This window comes from Paenibacillus sp. GXUN7292 (genome assembly GCF_050864975.1).
Taxonomy (GTDB): domain Bacteria; phylum Bacillota; class Bacilli; order Paenibacillales; family Paenibacillaceae; genus Pristimantibacillus.
On the sequence record NZ_JBOZWO010000001.1, the window covers coordinates 280,193 to 297,446 of the forward strand.

The following is a 17,254-nucleotide window of genomic DNA, read 5'->3' on the forward strand; positions in this document are numbered from 1 at the left end:
TTGGACAAATTGGTGATCGAAGGCGGGAAACCACTCTCAGGAACCATCGTTATCCAAGGAGCTAAAAATGCCGCTTTGCCGATTTTGGCTGCCAGCATGCTGGCCTCAGGCACTTCAACGATTGAGCATGTGCCTGAATTATTGGATATTAGCGTTATGCTCAGCATATTGCGTGAACTCGGCTGTCAGGCGGAGCATAAGGATGGAACGGTTGTAGTTCAAACGGAAAAGGCTCATTCCCCCCATGTGCCAGAAGCATTGATGAGACAAATGCGTTCGTCCATTTTTTTAATGGGACCGCTGCTAGCCCGCTTCGGCGAGGCCAAAGTTTATCAGCCGGGAGGCTGCGCGATTGGCGAACGGAAAATTGACTTGCACTTGCAGGGCCTTCAGGCGCTGGGAGCTGAAATAGAGGAAGAAGGCAATGTCATTATATGCCGCGCTAAGGAGCTGCAAGGGGCAGATATTCACCTTAGCTTTCCGAGCGTAGGCGCGACTGAGAATATTATGATGGCTGCGGTGCTTGCCAAAGGCCGAACGACTATCAGCAACGCTGCCAGAGAGCCGGAAATACAAGATTTGCAAAACTTTCTTATTCAGATGGGTGCAAAGATTATCGGCGCCGGAACCGATACAATTACGATTGAGGGTGTAGAGGAGCTTTCTCCTTGCCGCTATCGGGTCATTCCTGACCGCATCGTAACAGGCACCATGATGGTTGCGGCGGCGGTAACGCGCGGGAATGTTACACTGCTGAAAACACAGCCGGCACATTTGACCTCATTAATACATGTTATGCGCAGAGCGGGTGTTCAAATTACAATCGACGATGATATAATAATGGTTAGTAATTCAGGAAGGCCCAAAGCGCTTGAGCGCGTAGTTACTTCCCCCTATCCGGCGTTTCCGACCGACCTGCAGTCGCAGCTAATGGTGCTGTTGTCGCTAGCCGATGGAGTAAGCGTGCTGAAGGAGACGATTTTTGAAGGCAGATTTATGCATGTAGGCGAGCTGACGCGCATGGGCGCAGATATTCGAGTAGATATGAACGCAGCTTTCATTCGTGGTGTCAAGAGACTGTATGGCGCAACAGTAGAAGCTACTGATTTGCGGGCAGGTGCAGCGCTCGTCATCGCCGGCCTCGCGGCTAACGGCCGGACAATAGTAGAGCAGGTGCATCATATAGATAGAGGGTATGACCGCATTGAAGAAACTCTGTCTCATCTAGGTGCCAGCATATCTCGCTACTCTCCTGTTACCAATAACTAATGCTTGCATTAGTCATAAGACAGAATGAATCGGCTCCTTGGCAGCCCGCTTCGATTATGGAACGTATAATCGCAGGCTAGGCGGCTTCTCAAGGGAGCCTCTGTTTTGGAGAAAGAAGGGACAAGTTATGGAATCGCAGATGCCTGTTTTGCAAGAGCCTGTAAAAAAGAAAAAAACGAATATTAAATTAATCGTCATTGTAGTTTTATTGTTTATAGCATTGCTGGCGGTATTATTTTTCAATTCTTCGATCAGCAAAATATCTGAGATTCGCATTTCAGGTGCGCAGTTTGCAAAAAATGAAGTTATCGTCAAGGCATCCGGCATTAGCGTAGGAGATGCTTTTTTCCAGTCCTCGACGACCGCAATCAAAGCTGAGGTAGAGAAGCTGCTCGAGGTAGAGTCGGCTCAAATTACAAAAAAATTCCCTGGCGTTATTAATATTGCATTGAAGGAACATCCTGCTGTCGCTTTCGAGCTGTCAGAGGATGGCCATATGATTGCTTTGCTTGCCAACGGCACTTCAGTTGATGCCACTGATGTAGCGAACCTGCTTATAGACAAGCCTGTCCTGACTGATTGGGAGAAGGATGATCCGATCAAAATCGAGCTGGCCAAGCAGCTTGCCCTAATACCGAGTAAGCAGCTGTCAGATTTGTCAGAAATTTTGCCTATTCCTTCGAATGCATATCCTGATAGAATAAGAATGTATACGAGAACCCGGTTCGAGGTCGTAACGGCGGTATCCGTGCTGACAGAAAAGATCGAGGCGCTTAATGCGGTAATTGAAACCCAGGAGCCGGGCAAAATTACGATGCTGCTGGCAGATACGTATGTGCCTTTTGATTCTGATGGCGAATCTGATGTACAATCTAATTAAAATCTAATGAAATAAAGACTACTCAATCTTTACAAACAATGTTAGAATTTTAATGTCCTTATAAAATATAAGAATAATAGGTTTGGCATTTATTTTTCTTATATGCTGAGCAATTCGCACATCCGCTGGAAAGCAGTTCAAGGATGCCAGTTGTCTTGAGACAAGGACGCATAGCGTTTCTGCTTGAAATATAAGAGTTTATAAGTTTTGCACACGTATACTGATCTTATATTTCATCGGTAAACGCGTCTTCCCAATGGAAGGCGAAGCCGTTTATCCTTGAAATAAACTATTAATCTAGCAGCGGTCAATGGTCCGAATTGCTATAAGGTTGTGAATAAACTTAGATTCATGTAAAATATGATGAAAAAAGAGGGAATATATTAAGTTTGTTGAATATGAATTGAGATGACTAATTATTGATGAAATGGAGGTGCCGCGAGTTGAGCAGCAATGACATCATCGTCAGTTTGGACATCGGTACATCCAAGGTTCGAGCTATTATTGGCGAAGTGAATAATGGAGCCATTAATATTATTGGAGTTGGATCTGCTGACTCTGAAGGTATTCGCAAAGGCGCAATTGTAGATATTGACCAGACAGTAAAATCGATTCGCAATGCTATTGAGCATGCGGAACGTATGGTGGATATAAAAATATCGGATGTATACGTGGGTATTCAAGGCAATCATATTGCGTTGCAAACAAATCACGGCGTTGTAGCAGTATCGAATGAGGATCGGGAAATTGGCGAAGAAGACATAGAACGAGTTTTACAGGCTGCAAAGGTGGTAGCACTTCCGCCTGAGCGTGAAATTATTAACTTGGTCCCTAAGCAATATTTGGTAGACGGGCTTGAAGGCATCGCTGATCCGCGCGGTATGATTGGAGTCCGGCTGGAAGTTGAAGCGACTATAGTTACAGGCACGAAGACAGCTATTCATAATTTGATGCGCTGCGTAGAGAAGGCGGGATTAAGAATTTCCGGCGTTATTCTACTTTCTTTGGCGTCCGGTGTAATGAGCCTGTCCAAGGATGAAAAATCGGTAGGCACAGTGCTTGCAGATATTGGCGCAGGATCTACAACTATCGCTATTTTTGACCAGGGAGGATTATCTGCAATATCGACATTGCCAATTGGCGGCGAGTATGTCACCAATGATATTGCTTATGGCCTGCGTACTCAAACCGAGCATGCTGAGAGATTGAAGATCAAGTATGGCTGTGCTTCAGTTGCTGATGCTGCTGAGGATGTCAGATTTAAGGTTACTAGAATGGGAAGTAATTTGGAGAAAGAGTTTTCTCAGCAAGACCTTGCCAGCATTATCGAGCCGCGCATGCAAGAGATATTCCATTTGATCAAGCAAGAGGTTGGCCGCATGGGATATGGCGATAAGGATAATGGCTATGTGTTAACCGGCGGAACGGTATCCTTGCCGGGAACGCTGCAGCTTGCTCAGCATGAACTGGATGCTTCGGTCCGAATTGCTCTACCTGACTACATAGGCGTGAAAGACTCAGCGTATAGCAGTGGAGTAGGAATGATTCAATACGTATCGAAGTATATGGGCGCGCGCAGCAGCGGTGCGGAGAAAAAAGCAACCCCTAGCCGAAAAGCTAGTCCCGCAGCTTCATCTAAACCCGGTATGTTCGAACGATTAAAAAATATGTTTAACGAATTTATCTGACTGGGGGACATTGAGAAATGTTAGAATTCGATTTGGAGCTGGAACAATTGGCTCAAATAAAGGTTATAGGGGTAGGCGGCGGCGGCAGCAACGCTGTTAACCGAATGATCGAAAATGGAGTCAAGGGTGTAGAATTTATTACGGTAAATACGGATGCACAAGCACTTCACCTGGCAAAGTCGGAGCATAAGCTGCAAATTGGCGACAAGCTGACCCGCGGTCTAGGCGCTGGTGCTAATCCTGAAGTAGGTCAAAAGGCAGCTGAAGAATCTCGCGAACTTATTATGAATCAGCTAAAAGGCTCTGACATGGTATTTGTAACAGCCGGCATGGGCGGCGGTACAGGTACGGGTGCAGCTCCGGTTATAGCTGAAATTGCTCGTGAGTGCGGTGCGTTGACCGTCGGCGTTGTTACACGCCCGTTTACATTTGAGGGCCGCAAGCGCTTTGGACAAGCTGAGCTTGGTATAGAGGCGCTAAAGGATAAGGTAGATACACTAATCGTTATTCCAAATGACCGACTGTTGGAAATTGTCGATAAGAAAACTCCGATGCTGGAAGCATTCCGTGAAGCCGACAATGTACTGCGCCAAGCCGTTCAAGGTATTTCTGATTTGATCGCAGTGCCGGGTCTAATCAACCTTGACTTCGCAGACGTGAAGACGATTATGACAGAACGCGGTTCAGCGCTTATGGGTATCGGTATTGCAAGCGGCGAGAACCGTGCTGCTGAAGCAGCTCGCAAAGCGATTATGAGCCCGCTGCTCGAAACTTCCATTGATGGCGCACGCGGCGTAATTATGAATATTACGGGCGGCAGCAATCTATCACTTTATGAGGTGAATGAAGCGGCTGAAATCGTTATTTCAGCATCTGATCCGGAAGTTAACATGATCTTTGGTGCAATTATTGATGAAGATATGAAAGATGATATTAAGGTTACTGTTATTGCAACCGGATTTGAATCGAAGCCTGCTACACCTCCGCGGAGAACGCCACAGACTCAATCAGAAAGCAATGAGCCTGCTTCATCTTCGCAGTCGCAAGTAAGACCTTTCGGCTCGAGCCCGTCCAGCGATCAGCTGGAAATCCCAGCGTTTTTGCGCAGAACGCCTCGCAACGATCGCTAAAATTACAACTAAGTCTGCAAAGAGTGTCCGCAGCCATCATAGATGGTGCGGTGCACTCTTTTTTTCATTTACTGCCCCTTTGTGCCAGCCTTCCTTCTGTATTCCCTGTCGAAAATTTGAAGTCGTTTCTTTTTAGTGCAGTCGACAAAAATAGCGATGACATGACGTCATGAATAGACAGACTTTGAAATCATAGTTTACTATACTGAATTCAGTCGTTCTTTCTAGCAATGCGCAATGCGCGGCATAAAGCGCTAATAATCCGCTGCCGAAGGAATAGGTGGTGACCGGTCTGGCAGTATACGTAGACATTTTATTTTTACGAGAGCTGCTTGTAGATGGCATTGTGCTTTGGACAACGGCCTGGGTGCGCCATATAAGGCCCAACCCTTGGCGTATGCTCGCATCAGCGGCTTTTGGCGCGTGCTATGTCGTGCTCATGATTTTTCCCCAGCTTTCATTTATGTTCATGCTAGCTATTAAAATATCCGTATCTTTCATCATGCTTTGGATCGCTTTCGGCTATAATTCGCTTCAGCATTTTCTTCGTCTAGTCGCAGCATTTTACGGAGTGAATTTTGTAGCGGCCGGCGCGATTCTGGGCATCTATTTTTTACTGCTTAAAGGCTCGGATAATGTGTGGAGAACGATGGCATTTTCAGGTGAGGGCTGGAATATGGAGTTGAAGTTTGGCTTTGTTTACTTTATTACTGCGCTCAGTATAGGAATTTATATTCATCGATCCGTACTGACACAAAAACGTGAACGGGAGCTGGTGCGTACTCATTTGGCTGAAGTGGAAATTATTATCGGGGAAAATTCGCAGCGATGCATTGGCCTTATTGATACAGGCAATCAACTTTATGATCCTTTGACGAGAACACCAGTTATGGTGACAGAGGCATCTCTTTGGAAAGAGCAATTACCAGATGCATGGATACAAGGAATAGCGGATGGGCAAGTCGATCGGCTTATTGCGGGATTGGATGTGGAAGCGGCAGGCGTTGTCTGGCAGGACAGAATGCGGCTGGTGCCATTTCGCGGCGTAAACCGCGGATCGCAATTTATGCTGGCGATTAAACCGGACAGTGTAAAGGTTGTTGTGGAAGGACAAGTTATGGAATCTAAAAAAGTGCTAATCGGATTAGATGGCGGCAAGCTTACTGCAGATGGGACTTATCGAGCAATTATCCATCCATCAATGGTACAGCCGTAAAGCAATATTTACATAACCAATCGGGGAGGGATGGGCAAATGCTCGTCAAATACAAATTAATTGTTCAGCTTTATTATTATCGGCTTTTATTTTTATTCGGATTAAAGAGTGAAGAAATTTATTATATTGGCGGAAGTGAAGCGTTGCCGCCGCCTTTATCCCGTGAGGAAGAGGAATATTTGCTGGATCGTCTGCCTTCGGGGGACACGGCGATAAGAGCGATGCTTATTGAACGAAATTTAAGACTGGTCGTCTATATTGCCAGAAAGTTTGAAAATACTGGCATTCATATTGAAGATTTAGTATCAATAGGAGCAATCGGACTTATTAAAGCAGTTAATACTTTTGACCCTGAGAAAAAAATAAAACTGGCGACCTATGCTTCACGTTGTATCGAAAATGAAATTTTGATGTATTTGCGCAGAAATAACAAAACGCGGACAGAGGTTTCTTTTGATGAACCGCTTAATATTGATTGGGACGGCAATGAGCTGCTGCTTTCTGACGTGCTGGGCACGGAGAATGACACTATTTATAGAAATATCGAGGAGCAGGTTGACCGCAAGCTATTGCATAAAGCATTGGATAAGCTTACTGAACGCGAGCGGATTATTATGGAGCTGCGATTTGGGCTAGGCGATGGCGAAGAAAAAACACAGAAGGATGTAGCGGATATGCTGGGCATTTCGCAGTCATACATTTCGCGTTTGGAAAAAAGAATTATTAAACGGCTTAGAAAAGAATTTAACAAAATGGTATAGCGCTTACAGTGTGCATTTCTCAAGCTGTTTGCTTATGAAGCGGCTTTAGTAGACGGGCTGGAATGTATCTTCGCAGGGAGAATTTAGGAATAAAATGATCGCTCGAGGAAATAATGATCATTAATGTTTCTCTTTGGGAGGTAGTCACGTTGACCCGAAATAAAGTCGAGATCTGTGGAGTGGATACCGCTAAGCTGCCTGTACTTAATAATGTCGAAATGCGTGAATTGTTCACTGCACTGCAAACCCAGAATGAATGGGCGGCAAGAGAGAAATTAGTCAATGGCAATTTGCGGCTAGTGCTTAGTGTAATTCAAAGATTCAATAACAGGGGGGAGTTTGTTGACGATCTGTTCCAGGTCGGGTGCATAGGACTAATGAAAGCAATCGATAATTTTGATCTTAGTCAAAACGTTAAGTTTTCCACATATGCAGTACCTATGATTATTGGAGAAATTCGGCGTTATTTGCGCGACAATAACCCGATACGCGTATCACGCAGCTTGAGGGATATTGCTTATAAAGCGCTGCAGGTTAGAGATAGCTTGACGAACAGATATTCAAGAGAGCCGACTATTTTTGAAATATCTGAAGCGCTGAATGTGCCGAAGGAGGATGTTGTTTTTGCTCTTGACGCAATTCAAGACCCGGTATCGCTTTTTGAACCGATTTATCATGATGGCGGCGATCCGATCTATGTCATGGATCAAATTGGTGATGATCGTAACAAGGATGTAACCTGGATCGAGGAGATTGCGCTGCGCGAAGCGATGCACAAGCTCAATGATCGTGAAAAAATGATATTGTCCATGCGCTTCTTTGAAGGCAAGACACAAATGGAAGTTGCAGATGAGATCGGAATATCACAGGCACAGGTATCACGCCTTGAGAAATCTGCCATTAATCAGATGCAGAAGCACGTAAAAACGTAAGCATAGCAGGCTTGTCCAAGAGGACAGCAAAGGACAGCACCTTGGTGGTGCTGTCCTTTGCTTTTTTTTATTAAAATATAAGAAAGTATAAGTTTTTGGGAACTTTTATCTGTTCTTATATTTCATCGGTAAACGCGCCAGTCCAAATGACAGCGGAGCCGTTTATCCTTGATGCAGCCTTGCTCTAAGCACTGACGAAACTTTGGAAAGCATACTAATTGCAATTGTACTCACAGACAGGCGAGCTTATTCCTGCAACGGAGGATGTACCTATACCTTAGCTACTTTTCTTCCGTACTGCATCCAGCCTTGCATGGCTAATTGCATTTCCTCAGGCTGTGGGAAGAGCTATAATGCAGCTTGATAGTCGGTAACAGGCTCGGTAAGCGTTTATTTTATAACGAATCCTCAAGGCGCTATTTTGCATAAAATGCACCTTTGGAAATTTTAAGTGGAACGAATCGACAATTTCGCTAGATGGTCAGACGTTCCGTTATTACGCCTAAAATCGTAGATTTGCGGTGGCAAAGTGACAGACGTTCCGTTATTGATCTATAAATTGCTGAAAGTGCCTCATTTGGAGCCGTATAGCGGAATGTGTGACCGCGAAATGAAGAAAATGGCGGTTTTTAGGCAAATAACGGAACGTGTGACCACGTCCATTCATTGTGAGCATCATTTGGTAAGCAAAGAAAAGGGGAACGGAGAGCAAGATTGGGACTGGAGAAGCGGTAGCGTCCGCCTTTGTAGGCCAATTTTAACCATTACAGGTTTTATAGGTGCCAAAAAACTATTAAGCAACTGCAGAGCTTTTTCAACAGTCTGATAATCGCTGGATTACTGAAAGAAAGGTAACAAAACGGGAAAATATGATGTAATTTCGTATCATGTCCAACAAGTACGACAGGTATCGCGCGGCAATTCAGCCAACAACTGCCTAACAAGTATTACTCAGCAGCAATGCACAGAAACAGTACCGAATGCCCTGATGCATTATTAAACAGCAATGCACAACAACTTGCATTGAATTTCCCGGTAATCTTGCTGGCTGAATGTACATTTTTTCAAATATATTCATATAGTATAAAAGAGGCTTACCGGACAACAACCTATTTGAAAGCGGTGATTCGATGAAAATTTCTGATTTTCAAACGAAGGACGTTATAAATATTGTAGATGGCAAGCGGTTGGGCCAGGTTACAGATTTGGAATTGGATTTGCGCCAAGGCCGCATAGATTCTATCGTAGTACCGCAGTATACAAAAATTTTAGGCTTGTTTGGAAGCTCCGGCACCGAGGTGGTCATACCATGGCGCAACATTGTGAAAATAGGAACGGATGTTGTGCTCGTCAGGCTTGATGAAGCGCGTAATAATCGGCCGGAGGAGGAAGATTTGCACGCGAGAACATAACGATGTAATATTGAATTAGCAATGTTTTCAAAGAGGAGAGGACAGCGTGGAGCCATTTCAAACACTCGATTCAGCGAAGGCGCCTTCGCTTTTTTTATTGTCGGACTGGATGAGCGTCAATAATAAATTAACTGCAGGCTTTACAGGACGCTCTGGCGGAGTCAGCGAGGAGCAATGGTCTTCGCTTAATATGGGACTGCATGTTGGAGACTCAAGCGAGGCTGTTATTCGCAATCGCCAGCTGGTCGCCAGCGCTCTGGAATGGCCCTTTGACGCTTGGAGCTGCGCAGAGCAGGTGCATGGCCACTCTGTATACAAAGTAGAGCGCAGCGACCGCGGCAGAGGCAGAGAGAGGCATCAGGACGCTATAGCAGGCTGCGACGCGATAATGACGAATGTGCCCGGCATTTTGCTGGTGTCATATTATGCGGATTGTGTTCCTTTATACTTTTACGATAAGGATAATAATGCCGTCGCCCTTGCCCATGCGGGCTGGAGAGGTACGGTCGAACAAATCGCGGCGCATACAATTGAAGCTATGCAGCGAGAGTATGGCACGCGCACTGATGCGCTGCGGGCTGCTATCGGTCCTTCAATCAGCTCATGCTGCTATGAGGTTGATGGGCAGGTTATAAGCTCACTTGAGCAGCTTGCTCATAATTATGGTCTGGATCCTGTACAATCAGGCTGGATGAATAGGGTGAGCGAGGAAGGAAAATCTCAAATAGACTTGAAAGAAATAAACCGACAGATTATGATGAAAGCAGGAATTTTGCCGATCCATATCGAATTAACGAAGTACTGCACTGGCTGTAGAACTGATTTATTTTATTCGCATCGTATCGAGAAGGGCAAAACTGGACGCATGGCCAGCTGGATCGGCATCTCAGAGGGAGAGCGATAGCATGTTGATCCGTACTAAATTATCGCAAGTAGAGGAGCGCATTTTGGCTGCTTGCGAGCGCTCGGGCCGGAATAGAAATGACATAACTATAATCGCCGTAACGAAATATGTTTCTACGGACAGAGCTAACGAAGCTTTGCAAAACAATTTATGGCATCTTGGAGAAAACCGCTGGCAGGATGCCCGTGCCAAATGGGAGGAATTACAGCAGCTTCAACATACCGATGCGCATCTTTCGACAAAGCCAGTCTGGCATTTTATAGGTTCCTTGCAAAGCAATAAAGCCAAGGAAGTAGTAGGTAGATTTGATTATATTCATTCACTGGACAGAATTTCACTAGCAGAAGCGATACAGAAGCGAGCAGAAGCGTTGGGCATAACGGTGCCTTGCTTTATTCAGGTTAATGTATCGGGGGAGGATTCCAAGCAAGGGATAGAGCCGGATCAGCTGACGGCTTTTATAGATCAGCTTGGCCAATATTCCGCGATCAAGCCAATCGGACTTATGACGATGGCGCCTTATGAAGCTGATCCTGAATCGACGAGACCGGTATTTAGAGCGCTGCGCGAGCTTAGAGATCATATTCAGAGCAACTCAGGAGGGACAAGCCCCATACGCGAGCTTTCGATGGGCATGTCCAATGATTTTGAAGTAGCGATTGAAGAAGGGGCAACCTGGATTCGGTTAGGCACGATACTAGTTGGGGAAGAGGAGGAATAACTATGAGCGTCATGAATAGGTTTATGAATTTTCTTGGCTTGCAGGAAGAAGAGGAAGTTGTGGAGCGCGAGAAAGTTTCACAATCGCAGCAGGAAGACAATGAAGTGGAACCAACGACCTTCGAAGCGCGTAGAAATGCTAAGGCGAGCAGTATGAATAGCGGTATAAATAGCAATAATGTGGTTAGCATTCATTCGCAAAAAAATATGCGCGTCGTGCTCAATGAGCCGCGTTCCTATGACGAAGCTCAAGAAATTGCCGATCATTTGCGCTCTCGCCGCTCTGTCATCGTTAATTTGCAGCGTGTTCGCGGTGATTTAGCGCTGCGAATTGTAGATTTTTTAAGTGGTACCGTATATGCCCTGAACGGCAGCATCTCTAAGCTTGGTCCTAATATTTTTCTGTGTACGCCAGAATCAGTAGAAATTCAAGGTGCCATTACAGAAATGCTGGCAGAGGAGCACGATTACAACAAAATGAGGTGACCTTGAATTGGATTTTATTTACAGGTTTGTTTCGAATGCATTGGAAATTTATAGTTATTTAATTATTGGTTATGTGCTGTTGTCGTGGTTTCCTAATGCACGAGACAGCTTTATCGGTCAAATACTCGGGAAAATTGTAGAGCCGTATGTCGGCGTATTCCGCAGATTTATTCCGCCAATCGCCGGACTGGATCTATCGCCGATCGCTGCGCTGTTTGCTTTAAGATTTATTAGCGTTGGCATATTGGCTGTATTGTCATTTATTTTTAATATGATTAACGGGTGAGTTTGGTGAAACCAGCAATTTATGAACATTTTCACGCGGACGAGAAGCCGTTTGTCGATCGGGCTGCCGAGTGGATCGATCGGTCTGCCAGACAGCATGAGCTTCGGCGAACGGATTTTCTTGATCCCCGTCAGGCGCAAATTTTGCTTAGCCTGGCGAACCGCAGCGGCGAGGTCGTTATTCGTCTGGATGGCGGGTATAGCGAGGCAGAGCGGAAACGAGCGATTATAGCGCCGGATTACCGTGATGTGGACAGCGAAGCGCTTGAGCTATCCGTGCTTGAAGTGAAATTGTCCGCTAAAACCGAGCTCGATCACGGCGATTTTCTCGGAGCGCTGCTTGGGCTTGGCATTAAGCGGGACCGGATTGGCGATATTCATGTTCATGATTCTTTTGCCCATATCGTTGTGCTCGACGAGATCGCATCGTTTCTTAATGTTCATTTGCGCCAGGTGCACCGTGACAATGTGCTGACAGAAATACTGCCGATCGAACAGCTGCAGCCTGTAAAGCAGCAGCTTGAAGAAATCAGTATTACAGTCGCGTCTATGCGGCTTGATGGCATTGCCAGCGACGTTTATCGTTTAAGCCGAACGAAGATTGTTGATCCGATCCGTGCCGGCAGATGCAAGGTTAACTGGCGCACAATGGAGGATCCGTCCGCAGCATTGAAGGAAGGCGATGTCGTTTCGTTTAAAGGCTTTGGCAGGTTTAAGGTGCTGGAGGCTGACGGCGTGACGAAGAAGGGCAGAGCGCGAGTCAAAATCGGCAAATATGTTTAGGCTTGTTTTTAAAAAAATAAAGGCATCTTGCTGCAGCTTGCAGGAATTTGAACAATTCTGTCGAAATGATTGTTCAGATATTAGAAGTTTTAGGAGGTGCGCCAATGCCGCTTACGCCATTGGACATACATAATAAAGAGTTTTCACGAAGATTGCGCGGCTATGACGAGGATGAAGTTAATGAGTTTTTGGATCAAGTCATAAAAGACTACGAGTCCCTCATTCGTGAAAATAAAGAAATTCAAAATCAAATGTTAAGCCTGCAGGAGCGCTTGAATCATTTTGCCAATATTGAAGATACTTTAAGTAAAACGATTATCGTAGCGCAGGAAGCTGCAGATGAAGTGCGCAACAATGCTAAGAAGGAAGCGCAGCTTATTATTAAAGAAGCTGAGAAAAATGCTGACCGTATTGTTAATGACGCTTTGAATAAATCGCGTAAAGTGTCTTTGGAGGTAGAAGAGCTGAAGAAGCAGGCCTCTATTTACCGCGCTCGCTTCCGCACGCTGGTTGAAGCTCAATTAGAGCTGTTGTCGCAGGACGGCTGGGAAACATTGGAGCAGCAAGCTCAAGCTAAGGAGCAAGAGCTGCTAAGAGGCTAAGCGGACGCACATTCGTGTTCTGTTCCTTTATTTCATCAGTAAACACAATTGTCAAAAGGAAGGCGAAAGCCGTTTACCTTGGCCTATTTATTCGCCCGCAGGTTGACAATGAGGGCAAATATACGCTATAACAGTATTATTATAACGAAATAAGCAATTCGATGACGAGAACAAGTACAATGCGAATTCAATCTTCAGAGAGCCGGCATCCGCTGAAAGCCGGCGTTTGGATCGTGCTGGAATATCATCTCCGAGAATTAGCACCTAACCCGCTTGAAGCCGTATTAAGTGCTGACGGATGTCCACCGTTACAAGGAACGCGAATGATTTGTTCGTGCTGAGCTGCCGCAATACTAATTTGCAAAGTTATTCTTTGCGATTTAATAATGCGGAATTAGGGTGGTAACGCGAGATAGCCTCGTCCCTTTTTTAGGGGACGGGGCTTTATTTGAGTTAAGCCTTAGTTGAGCCATTTAACCTTGTTTAGAAATTGCGAAGGGAGTTTATATAATGAGAAGAGTAGATGTAAAAGAACCAGCACGCAGCCGCGAGCTGCGCGTATTGCAGCAATGGAAGGAGCAGGATACGTTTAAGCAATCCATTGCAAACCGTGAAGGAAAACCTAACTTTGTTTTTTATGAAGGTCCCCCAACAGCTAACGGTGCGCCGCACATTGGCCATGTGCTGGGCAGAGTAATTAAAGATTTTGTATGCCGCTACAAAACGATGGCAGGCTATCGCGTCGTTCGTAAGGCAGGCTGGGATACGCATGGTTTACCTGTCGAGCTGGGTGTTGAAAAGCAGCTGGGCATTTCAGGTAAGCAAGAAATTGAAAATTACGGCGTAGAAGCATTTGTTAAGAAATGTAAAGACAGTGTGTTCGAATATGAGAAACAATGGCGCGAACTTACTGAGGCAATTGCTTATTGGACAGACCTTGATGATCCTTATATTACGCTCAAGAATGAATATATTGAAAGTGTATGGCATATTCTTGCGACTATTCACCGCAAAGGCCTGCTGTATCGCGGTCATCGCGTGAGCCCCTATTGCCCTTGCTGCCAGACGACTTTAAGCTCACATGAGGTAGCACAAGGCTATGAGGATGTTAAGGACTTGAGTGCAACAGCCAAATTCAAGCTTGTTGACAGTGGCGAGTTTATTTTGGCATGGACGACAACGCCTTGGACGCTTCCGGCTAACGTGGCGCTGGCTGTTCATCCAGAGCTCACATATGTAAAAGCAAAGAAAGATGGCGAAGTATATATCGTAGCACAAAATTTGGCTGAGACGGTATTAAAGGAAGACTTCGAGGTGCTTTCCGAGCTGAAAGGCGCTGATTTGGTTGGCCGCAGCTACGAGCCGCCATTCCAATACGCATCTATCGAAAAAGGCCATATCGTTATTGCTGGTGATTTTGTCAGCGATACGAGCGGTACAGGTATCGTTCATATCGCGCCTGCACATGGTGAGGATGACTACCGTGTAGCTCGCCAGAACGGCATCAGCATGCTGAGCGTTGTGAATAATGCTGGTCGCTATACAGACGAGGTTACTGATCTTGCAGGGCGTTTTGTGAAGGACTGCGATGTAGATATCGTAAAAATGCTAAGTGAAAAAGGCTTGCTATTCTCTAAGGAGCGCTATGAACATAGCTATCCGTTCTGCTGGCGCTGCAAATCACCGCTGCTTTACTATGCGACTGAAAGCTGGTTTATTGAAACAACCGCTGTCAAGGATCAGCTGATTGCCAACAATAATGGCGTTGATTGGTATCCTGGACATATTCGCGAAGGACGCTTCGGCAAATTCCTGGAGGATTTAGTCGATTGGAATATTAGCCGTAACCGTTATTGGGGCACACCGCTTAACGTTTGGATCTGCGAAGCAACAGGCAAACAGTATGCCCCAGACAGCATCGCTGACTTGCGCGCTCGCGCCGTAGGCGAGGTGCCGGAGGATATTGAGCTTCACAAGCCTTATGTGGACAGCATTCAATTAAGATCGCCATTTGCGGAAGGCGCTGTTATGAACCGTACTTCAGAAGTTATCGATGTATGGTTTGACAGCGGATCGATGCCTTTTGCCCAGCAGCATCATCCGTTTGAGAACGATCAGCAATTTGCAGAGCAATACCCTGCTGATATGATTTGCGAAGGCATTGACCAAACACGCGGCTGGTTTTTCAGCTTGCTTGCTGTTTCAACCCTTTATAATGGCAAGGCGCCTTATAAATCTGTTATCTCGACGGGCCATATTCTGGATGAGAACGGGCAGAAAATGTCCAAATCCAAAGGCAATGTTATCGACCCATGGGAAATTATTAATGAGTACGGAACTGATGCTTTCCGCTGGGCGCTGCTTGCCGATAGCGCTCCTTGGAACAGCAAGCGCTTCTCGCGCGGCATCGTTGGAGAAGCTAAATCTAAAGTTATTGATACGATTGTAAATACACATGCGTTCTACGCGCTCTATGCTTCCATTGACGGCTTTGATCCCGAAAAGCATCCAGCGGTAGCATCGACGAATAAACTGGATCACTGGATTGTTTCCAGACTGAACAGCTTGATCAAAACAGTTACGAAAGGGCTGGACGTTAATGACTTCCTAAACCCTGCCAAAGCGATTGAAACGTTTGTAGATGAGCTGAGCAACTGGTATATTCGCCGTTCAAGAGACCGTTTCTGGGGCAGCGGCTTGGCAGATGATAAAGTTGCGGCTTACCATACGCTTAGAGATGTGCTGTTGACATTATCACGATTGATCGCACCTTATGCGCCGCTTTTGGCTGAGGATGTATATGGCAATCTGGGCGGCAAAGGCAGCGTACATTTGGCTGATTATCCTGTTGCCAAAGATGAGCTTATTAATGAGACGCTGGAACGGGATATGGACAGCGCGAAGCAAATGGTTGAGCTGGCACGTAATGTCCGCAATGAAACAGCAATTAAAACACGCCAGCCATTGTCTGAGCTGATCGTTTCGCTTGATCGCGAATTTGAGCTTGCACCATACGAGGAAATTATTAAGGATGAAGTTAACGTGAAGCAAATTGTCGTTCAATCGTCCGACAGCGGCTTTGTAGACTTTACGTTAAAGTTGAATCTTAAGGTTGCAGGCAAAAAGTTCGGCAAGCTCGTTGGTCCGATCCAAGGTGAGCTGAAGGCTATGAGTCCGGAAGCAACTCGGGCAGTCGTGCAGGCTGGGGAGTGCAGGCTGGAAATTGCAGGCGAACAGGTCATTATCGCGCTGGATGAGCTGCTTGTAGAAAAGCAGGCGAAAAGCGGCTTTGCTTCTGCTTCGGCTGGAGGTATAACAGTAGCGCTGAATACTGAAATTACGACTGAGCTGGAGCAAGAGGGCTGGGTTCGTGAAGTTATTAGAGCGGTGCAGGATACGCGCAGAAAGCTTGATCTGCCGATTGAGAAGCGCATCGATCTAGTGCTGAACGTCGATGAAGAGCTGCATAGCGCGCTTACGGCTTTCGAGCATGTATTGAAGGATAATGTGCTGCTGCAATCCGTGCAATACGGCGAGACAGCAGATATGGAGAAGGTAGCGCTTGGCGAAAAAATAATTGGGATTTCCATTCAGTAATCGGGAAAGCTAAACAATGAACATAGCCCGCTTGCCTGCCGGTAATGTTGGCAGACAGCGGGCTATATCCTTAAAGGAAGAGAAATCAAAATGGGAGGTCTAACTATGAAGCGTATTGGTAAGCGGCGCAAAAAAAATGAAGTCAGGGATGAACAGCTGCCAATCGAGGAAAGACTGTCTCGTCTCGATCGCTCTCTAAACCGAATTGCAGTTGATATGGAAAAGACAAGAATGGCTGAATATGTCGATTTGCTTAATCGGCCTATTAGTTTGATATGGCGTAATTTGCTTGCGGGTACGGCCAGAGGTGTAGGGATTGCGATCGGTTTTACTTTTTTTGCAGCGACAATATTGTATTTCTTGAAAATACTCGGAGCGCTTAACCTGCCGATTATTGGCGACTACATTGCAGATATAGTACGTATTGTACAAATACAGCTGGAAGGGAAAAACTATTAATTCTCACCAATATTTTAAGCCTGAAGCCATGCAAGCAAAGCGGTTGTGTGCGGATGGCATGGGCAGACTGGCTCGACGGGGATGCTTTATGCTACACTAAAGTGAACATATGGTTAGATTTTATTGTTGG

The 17,254-nt window shown here is 45.7% G+C and carries 16 protein-coding genes and 1 other annotated feature; all 16 genes read left to right on the top strand.

Translation table 11 applies throughout. From position 1 onward, the window contains the following. The 16 genes from murA (at window position 1) to ACRRU2_RS01295 (ending at window position 17,124) form a co-directional block, all read left to right on the top strand. Window positions 1-1,269 (top strand): UDP-N-acetylglucosamine 1-carboxyvinyltransferase, encoded by a 1,269-nt coding sequence (gene murA, locus ACRRU2_RS01220; RefSeq protein WP_432499709.1) that lies wholly within the window; start codon window positions 1-3, stop codon window positions 1,267-1,269. 127 nt (window positions 1,270-1,396) lie between these two features. Beyond that, window positions 1,397-2,149, top strand: coding sequence for a cell division protein FtsQ/DivIB (locus ACRRU2_RS01225; protein WP_331699318.1), 753 nt, complete (start codon window positions 1,397-1,399; stop codon window positions 2,147-2,149). Between the two features lie 443 nt (window positions 2,150-2,592). After that, complete coding sequence (ftsA, locus tag ACRRU2_RS01230; protein WP_331699319.1) at window positions 2,593-3,837, top strand: cell division protein FtsA; 1,245 nt, start codon at window positions 2,593-2,595, stop codon at window positions 3,835-3,837. 17 nt (window positions 3,838-3,854) lie between these two features. Beyond that, window positions 3,855-4,967: a cell division protein FtsZ gene (ftsZ, locus tag ACRRU2_RS01235; RefSeq protein WP_331699320.1), complete on the top strand. Its 1,113-nt coding sequence runs from the start codon at window positions 3,855-3,857 to the stop codon at window positions 4,965-4,967. 283 nt (window positions 4,968-5,250) lie between these two features. Beyond that, entirely contained in the window at window positions 5,251-6,183 is a 933-nt protein-coding gene (spoIIGA, locus tag ACRRU2_RS01240) for a sigma-E processing peptidase SpoIIGA (protein WP_432499710.1), read from the top strand. 38 nt (window positions 6,184-6,221) lie between these two features. Then, a complete protein-coding gene (sigE, locus tag ACRRU2_RS01245; protein ID WP_432499711.1) occupies window positions 6,222-6,944 on the top strand; it encodes an RNA polymerase sporulation sigma factor SigE in 723 nt (240 codons plus the stop codon). A gap of 149 nt (window positions 6,945-7,093) precedes the next feature. Beyond that, complete coding sequence (gene sigG / locus ACRRU2_RS01250) at window positions 7,094-7,876, top strand: RNA polymerase sporulation sigma factor SigG (protein ID WP_331699323.1); 783 nt, start codon at window positions 7,094-7,096, stop codon at window positions 7,874-7,876. A gap of 1,130 nt (window positions 7,877-9,006) precedes the next feature. Beyond that, complete coding sequence (locus tag ACRRU2_RS01255; RefSeq protein WP_331699324.1) at window positions 9,007-9,288, top strand: PRC-barrel domain-containing protein; 282 nt, start codon at window positions 9,007-9,009, stop codon at window positions 9,286-9,288. Window positions 9,289-9,334: 46 nt separating this feature from the next. Next, window positions 9,335-10,192, top strand: a complete 858-nt coding sequence (gene pgeF / locus ACRRU2_RS01260; RefSeq protein ID WP_432499712.1) for a peptidoglycan editing factor PgeF — start codon at window positions 9,335-9,337, stop codon at window positions 10,190-10,192. Window position 10,193: 1 nt separating this feature from the next. Then, window positions 10,194-10,913, top strand: coding sequence for a YggS family pyridoxal phosphate-dependent enzyme (locus tag ACRRU2_RS01265; protein WP_432499713.1), 720 nt, complete (start codon window positions 10,194-10,196; stop codon window positions 10,911-10,913). Between the two features lie 2 nt (window positions 10,914-10,915). Beyond that, a complete protein-coding gene (locus ACRRU2_RS01270) occupies window positions 10,916-11,398 on the top strand; it encodes a cell division protein SepF (RefSeq protein WP_331699327.1) in 483 nt (160 codons plus the stop codon). Window positions 11,399-11,405: 7 nt separating this feature from the next. Next, window positions 11,406-11,684, top strand: coding sequence for a YggT family protein (locus ACRRU2_RS01275; RefSeq protein ID WP_331699328.1), 279 nt, complete (start codon window positions 11,406-11,408; stop codon window positions 11,682-11,684). A gap of 5 nt (window positions 11,685-11,689) precedes the next feature. Beyond that, window positions 11,690-12,466 (top strand): RNA-binding protein, encoded by a 777-nt coding sequence (locus tag ACRRU2_RS01280; protein ID WP_432499714.1) that lies wholly within the window; start codon window positions 11,690-11,692, stop codon window positions 12,464-12,466. A gap of 104 nt (window positions 12,467-12,570) precedes the next feature. Then, on the top strand, window positions 12,571-13,068 hold the full coding sequence (locus ACRRU2_RS01285; RefSeq protein WP_331699330.1) for a DivIVA domain-containing protein: 498 nt from the start codon (window positions 12,571-12,573) through the stop codon (window positions 13,066-13,068). Window positions 13,069-13,220: 152 nt separating this feature from the next. After that, window positions 13,221-13,497: a binding site (T-box leader), on the top strand. An 81-nt stretch (window positions 13,498-13,578) separates the two neighbouring features. Beyond that, entirely contained in the window at window positions 13,579-16,665 is a 3,087-nt protein-coding gene (gene ileS, locus ACRRU2_RS01290; RefSeq protein ID WP_331702651.1) for an isoleucine--tRNA ligase, read from the top strand. Between the two features lie 105 nt (window positions 16,666-16,770). Then, window positions 16,771-17,124, top strand: coding sequence for a DUF5665 domain-containing protein (locus ACRRU2_RS01295; protein WP_331702652.1), 354 nt, complete (start codon window positions 16,771-16,773; stop codon window positions 17,122-17,124). The last annotated feature ends 130 nt before the right edge of the window (window positions 17,125-17,254 follow it).

What these genes read in the sequence shown, in the direction of transcription:
- ACRRU2_RS01225 (WP_331699318.1), top strand. Translation starts at nt 1,397, where the DNA reads ATGGAATCGCAGATGCCTGTTTTGCAAGAGCCTGTAAAAAAGAAAAAA.
- ftsZ (WP_331699320.1), top strand. Translation starts at nt 3,855, where the DNA reads ATGTTAGAATTCGATTTGGAGCTGGAACAATTGGCTCAAATAAAGGTT.
- sigE (WP_432499711.1), top strand. Translation starts at nt 6,222, where the DNA reads ATGCTCGTCAAATACAAATTAATTGTTCAGCTTTATTATTATCGGCTT.
- ACRRU2_RS01255 (WP_331699324.1), top strand. Translation starts at nt 9,007, where the DNA reads ATGAAAATTTCTGATTTTCAAACGAAGGACGTTATAAATATTGTAGAT.
- ACRRU2_RS01265 (WP_432499713.1), top strand. Translation starts at nt 10,194, where the DNA reads ATGTTGATCCGTACTAAATTATCGCAAGTAGAGGAGCGCATTTTGGCT.
- ACRRU2_RS01270 (WP_331699327.1), top strand. Translation starts at nt 10,916, where the DNA reads ATGAGCGTCATGAATAGGTTTATGAATTTTCTTGGCTTGCAGGAAGAA.
- ACRRU2_RS01285 (WP_331699330.1), top strand. Translation starts at nt 12,571, where the DNA reads ATGCCGCTTACGCCATTGGACATACATAATAAAGAGTTTTCACGAAGA.
- ileS (WP_331702651.1), top strand. Translation starts at nt 13,579, where the DNA reads ATGAGAAGAGTAGATGTAAAAGAACCAGCACGCAGCCGCGAGCTGCGC.
- ACRRU2_RS01295 (WP_331702652.1), top strand. Translation starts at nt 16,771, where the DNA reads ATGAAGCGTATTGGTAAGCGGCGCAAAAAAAATGAAGTCAGGGATGAA.